Raw genomic sequence first — 5,323 nt, forward strand, 5'->3', positions numbered from 1 at the left:
ACATTGCGACTCATCAATTTCATCCTGTGCCTTGTTTCGACCATCACCTGCGCCCTTTTGATCATCCCTCTCGCATGGATGCTTCCCATGACGATCATCAGCTGGGGAATTTACAAGGGCAAGAAGCGCAACACCACCGCGTTTGGCGTGTGTACGCTCCTGTTCGTGAACCTTATTGGCGGCATCTTGCTTTTGTGCTCGCACAAAGACCAATAGCGGCGGCACCGCAGCAAAGCTCGAACAACCCGAAGTTCAACCTCAAGAAAATGGCCCGCAATGGGCCATTTTCTTTCATATGCGGCTGTCGCGCCCGCGCGTTCGCTTGCCGTCGAAGCACGAAGGCCGACCGATACGCAAGAAACCTCAAAAAGGGAATTCGACAGCTCGTGTCCTAGCGTTTTTGCAGCACCACATAGCGATTCATCGCACCGCTCTTTCCGTCGGCGGAAAAACGCGCAACTTCTCGCGCCTTGCCCCCTTCACACGCAGCGGCAACAAGCGCATCGATTTCAAGCTCTTCGAAATCATGGCAATAGCGCCACAGACCAGGTTCATTTTGCCACCCAAGGAAGTAATCGCCTACTTCAAGCTGAGACGCATCGAGCCCAGCAGAAGCGAGCTCGCTCTTCGCCTTTGAATTCCACGCTTCGGCCTTTTTCACAAACTTCTCGTCGCCCATGAATTGCCAAAACGACGCGCATACAACACCACCCGACGCCGTCTTCTGAAGAAGCGCATCGATGAGCCGCACGCGAAGCTCGAACGAAGGAACGTGATGGAAGAACCCGAAGCATCCGACCAAATCGCAAGGTTCAGTATCGATTGCGGTCGCCAAACCCATGCCAGCCGCAAGCTCGCCAATGATATCGAGGTTTTGGAAGCAAGCAGAAAAGCCCTCGCCACCGGACAGGTGAGGAACCAGCCCCGCACAGTCGTCGACGGCGAAGTAGTCAATGTGGCAGCCGCGAAATTCTTCACGGAGAAACGCAGCGAAACGCATATTACCGCACGCTACATCGAGTACGCGAGCGGAAACGCCCCTTCGGATTGCCCCAGGCTGTGCAGTTGCGCGGTCATATAAATGCACGTCCGGGCCGTCGCATAAACGCACGGCACCACAGTCTTGCACCGCTTCCAAACACGAGCGCCAACCAACCCACGGGGCGTGGCGCGATGCAGAAAACGAGGGTGCACAGCGCGCATAGAAGTCGTTGTTCACCTGTCGCAGAAAATCGATTGTCGTTGCATCCAATGCGGTTCCTCTGAAATAACGAGAGCTCACGCTCCCGTGTTCTTTGCCAAACAAAAGCGGCGCTTCTCACAAAGCGCCGCTTCAAACAATATCTTACGAGCAATGCGAGAATCGCTCTTCGCGTACACGAAGCGCCCTCGCTCGCCAAAAGCTCAGCTCAGCCTACTCGACAGCGTTAGCCACGGCGGCAGCCACGACCTCGACCGCACGCGGGTCAAACGGCTCGGGCATGATGAAGTCTTCGCAAAGCTCTTCGTCGCTCACGAGCGCGGCGAGCGCCTCAGCGGCGGCAAGCTTCATTTCTTTGGTAATGCGCGTCGCGCGGGCCTCGAGGGCACCCTTGAAAATACCAGGAAACGCAACCACGTTATTAATCTGGTTCGGGAAGTCGGAACGACCCGTGCCCACCACGCGGGCGCCGGCAGCACGCGCAACGTCGGGGAAAATCTCGGGCGTAGGATTGGCCATCGCAAACAGAATCGCGTCCCCGTTCATCGACTGAACCATTTCGGCGCTCACAATGCCCGGAGCGGAAACTCCCACGAAAATATCGGCGCCGCGCATGGCATCGGCAAGGCCGCCCTTTTCATCGTTGAGATTCGTGGTGGCGAGCATCGCACGCTGCACGTCATTGATTCCTTCGCTCGTCGAGGAAATAATGCCGCACCTATCGCACAGAAGTAGATTCTTGAAGCCGTAATCGAGCAGAAGCTTCGCAATAGCGATGCCAGCAGAGCCAGCACCGTTAACGACGACGCGGCATGCTTCCTTCTTCTTACCCGTCAGACGCAGCGCATTAATCACGCCGGAAAGCACGACGATAGCCGTGCCATGCTGATCGTCATGGAATACGGGAATATCAAGCTCATCAATCAAGCGGTGCTCGATTTCGAAGCAGCGAGGCGCAGAGATATCTTCCAGGTTGATGCCGCCAAAGCTCGGGGCCAAACGCTTTACGGTTTCGACGATTTCGTCGACGTCCTGCGTGTCGAGGCACAAAGGCACAGCATTCACGCCACCAAACGCCTTGAACAGCGCGCACTTGCCCTCCATAACGGGCATCGCAGCCAAAGGACCAATGTTGCCCAGGCCAAGCACGGCCGAACCATCGGAAACCACAGCAACGGTGTTCGCCTTCATGGTGTATTTATAAGCATCGGCGGGGTTATCGGCGATTTTGCGGCACGGCTCGGCAACGCCCGGCGTATACGCCAGCGCCAGATCTTCGCGCGTTTTGATGTCCATCTTCGGAACGGTGTTGAGCTTGCCCTGCCACTGCTCGTGCAAACGCAGCGATTCTGCAGCGATATCCATGAAGAATTTCCTTTCAACCCGCGGCTCCATGCCGCAAACGATGCCGACGGCCCCTGGCCGCCAAAGCTAGCTTCGGCGATTATACCCGTTGCGGCGCACGCCCCACGCTCCATAACGACAAGCGGCGCAACATCTGCGAAAACGGCTCATACAAAAGGCCCCGCATAAAGCGAGGCCTCCATGAAAAAGAACGTACGCTAGCGCCTAAGATGTTATTGCTGAACCTTGCTTACAAAAAGCGACGAAAAACCAGCGTAAAGCCGAAAAAGGAAGCCAAAGTTCAAAGTTTGATCGTATGCGAGCTGCGCTTGCCGGCCTAAAAACCTGCGCAAATCGCGGCTTTTTGAAAGCGACGTCGGTGTGAATCGGAATCGCATCACGCCTTCCGTTACAATTCGCATATGGAAGATTTCATTTTGGACATACTCGCTCGCATTCGCGAGCTTGGGCGCGCACTCGCAGCAAACGAGCTCGAAGATATCGTACGTGCCCACAACCAGGGAATTCGCGATAATACATCGCACATCTCAAAGCGACGCGCCCTGCCGTTCTTTCTGAAGGTGCGCGAAAGCGACCCGCAGCGCTGGAACTCGTGGAATATTACGCCCAACGAAGACGCGCTTCTGCTTCAAACATTGCGCATGAAACCCCGCCGCACCGCATCGGGCGTCGCCACCATTACCGTCATAACCAAGCCATGGCTCTGCTCGGGCGCATGCATCTATTGCCCCAACGACGTGCGCATGCCGAAAAGCTATTTGCACAACGAACCCGCATGTCAGCGCGCAGAACGCAACTGCTTCGACCCCTACCTGCAGGTGTCATCGCGCCTTCGCGCGCTCGAGAGCATGGGACACGTAACCGACAAAATCGAGCTCATCGTGTTGGGCGGCACATGGAACGATTATCCCGAAAGCTACCGCATCTGGTTCGTGCGCGAACTGTTCCGTGCGCTCAACGATGCTGAAGAACACGGCTCGGCTCACGACCGCAACGGCAGAAGCGACAATGGCGACGACGACAGCACAGCCGCCGATACGGGCGGCCGATGCACGACGACGCTCGATTTCGCCCACCAAAACGAAGCCGAGCGTCGCGCGTTCTACGACAGAGCGGGCATTTCGCATAACCCCGAAACGCTTGCCCGCGCATGCGCCAAAGCTCAACAACGCGTATACGAGGGCAAAGAATCGCACGCCCAGGCGATTCGTGAACTCTACGGCGAGAATCACCCTTGGCAGCACGTATCGACCATGCAAACCGCAACGCTCGACGACGTTTTCCGCGAGCACGGGCGCAACGTAAACGCCGCGCACCGCAACGTGGGCCTCGTCATCGAGACGCGCCCCGACTCCATCAATTGCGAGGCGCTCACCCTTATGCGCGCGCTCGGCTGTACCAAAATCCAAATGGGCGTGCAAAGCCTCAACGAGCATGTGCTCGAAGCGAACAAACGTCATACCTCGCCCGAGCAAATCGCGCAGGCATTCGCGCTCTGCCGCCTTTTCGGCTTTAAATCGCACGCGCATTTCATGGCAAACCTGCTTGGAGCCACGCCGGGCGGCGATGCCTCCGATTTCCGCACACTTGTAAGCGACAAGCGATTCTTGCCCGACGAGGTGAAAATGTACCCCTGCGCGCTCATCGATGGCACGGGGCTCATGGCGCACTATGTCGACGGCACGTGGCGGCCCTACAACGAACGCGAACTCGTGGGCGTACTTGCCGACAACGTGCTCGCAACCCCGCCTTACACGCGCATCTCGCGCACGATTCGCGATTTCTCATCGGGCGATATTGTTGATGGGAATAAGAAGGTCAACCTTCGCGAAGTCGTAGAAGCGCAAGCCGATCGCTTAGCCGCACAAAACGACACACCAATCCAGGAGATTCGTCATCGCGAACTCGCGGGAGCGCAGACGGAAATCGGTGAGCTTTCGCTCGTCGATTTCGAATACGAAACCTCAAACACAAACGAGCATTTCCTGCAGTGGGTGACGCCCGAAAATCGCATCGCTGGCTTTTTGCGCCTCTCGCTCCCCTGCCAGCACGAGGTCGAAAAGTTGCAAGAAACCGAAGGCGCCTTCCCTATCGAAGCCGGACAAGCCATGATTCGCGAAGTGCATGTATACGGAAAAGTCGCCCAACTTCACGGCGAGGGGCAAAATGCGCAGCATCGAGGCCTCGGAAAGGCGCTCGTCGAACGAGCATGCGAGATTGCGGTCGAAGCTGGATACCGAACCATCAATGTCATTAGCGCCATAGGCACGCGAGGCTACTACGCCCGCCTCGGATTTGAACAAGCCGAGCTTTACCAGCGACGAACCCTGCGCTAGCGCACCGCCGAATGGTTACAATATCGGCAACGCAACCATTCGAGGAGGAATACATGGCGCAAGCTCAAACAAAGCTTACAACGTGGCAAGCCGCATGCATTATTACCGGCTATGGCGTAGGTAGCGGCATCATGACGCTGCCGTATCTCGTCAATCGCACGGGGATCATTTCATGCATCGTCATCCTGCTTGTCGCTTTCTTCTTCAGCTATTGCATGCACATGATGCTTGCAGAAATGATCATCGGCTCGGGTCGCGACGCCCAAATTGTCACCATGTTCAAAAAATTCTTGTTCAAAGGAAAGTTCGCAAGGGTCCTAACCGCAGTTTTCTTCGCACTTACCGTTGTCGTGCTCATCGCAAATTTAGCCGCATACATTGCCGGCGGCGCAGAAATCCTGCAAGCAGCCGGGCTTTCCCC

The 5,323-nt window shown here is 56.5% G+C and carries 5 protein-coding genes; 3 read left to right on the top strand and 2 right to left on the bottom strand.

Going from position 1 to position 5,323, the window contains the following annotated elements; all coding sequences use genetic code 11:
• Positions 1 to 216 (top strand): hypothetical protein (locus tag ACWI8T_RS07890; protein WP_449138542.1); only part of this gene is annotated, 216 nt, incomplete at its 5' end.
• A 175-nt stretch (positions 217 to 391) separates the two neighbouring features.
• Here the strand turns inward: ACWI8T_RS07890 and ACWI8T_RS07895 are convergent.
• Positions 392 to 1,000: a hypothetical protein gene (locus ACWI8T_RS07895; protein WP_449138543.1), complete on the bottom strand. Its 609-nt coding sequence runs from the start codon at positions 998 to 1,000 to the stop codon at positions 392 to 394.
• 414 nt (positions 1,001 to 1,414) lie between these two features.
• Positions 1,415 to 2,566 (bottom strand): NAD(P)-dependent malic enzyme, encoded by a 1,152-nt coding sequence (locus ACWI8T_RS07900; RefSeq protein WP_449138544.1) that lies wholly within the window; start codon positions 2,564 to 2,566, stop codon positions 1,415 to 1,417.
• Between the two features lie 416 nt (positions 2,567 to 2,982).
• On the opposite strand from ACWI8T_RS07900, the gene ACWI8T_RS07905 reads away from it, so the two are divergent.
• Both ACWI8T_RS07905 and ACWI8T_RS07910 read left to right on the top strand, forming a co-directional pair.
• Positions 2,983 to 4,902 carry an elongator complex protein 3 gene (locus ACWI8T_RS07905; protein WP_449138545.1) on the top strand — a complete coding sequence of 640 codons (1,920 nt, stop codon included), beginning with the start codon at positions 2,983 to 2,985 and terminating at the stop codon, positions 4,900 to 4,902.
• Between the two features lie 53 nt (positions 4,903 to 4,955).
• Positions 4,956 to 5,323: aromatic amino acid transport family protein (locus tag ACWI8T_RS07910; protein WP_449138546.1), on the top strand; the 368-nt coding region annotated here is incomplete at its 3' end.

This window comes from Slackia sp., from assembly GCF_977041755.1.

What these genes read in the sequence shown, in the direction of transcription:
- ACWI8T_RS07895 (WP_449138543.1), bottom strand. Translation starts at nt 1,000, where the DNA reads ATGCGTTTCGCTGCGTTTCTCCGTGAAGAATTTCGCGGCTGCCACATT.
- ACWI8T_RS07900 (WP_449138544.1), bottom strand. Translation starts at nt 2,566, where the DNA reads ATGGATATCGCTGCAGAATCGCTGCGTTTGCACGAGCAGTGGCAGGGC.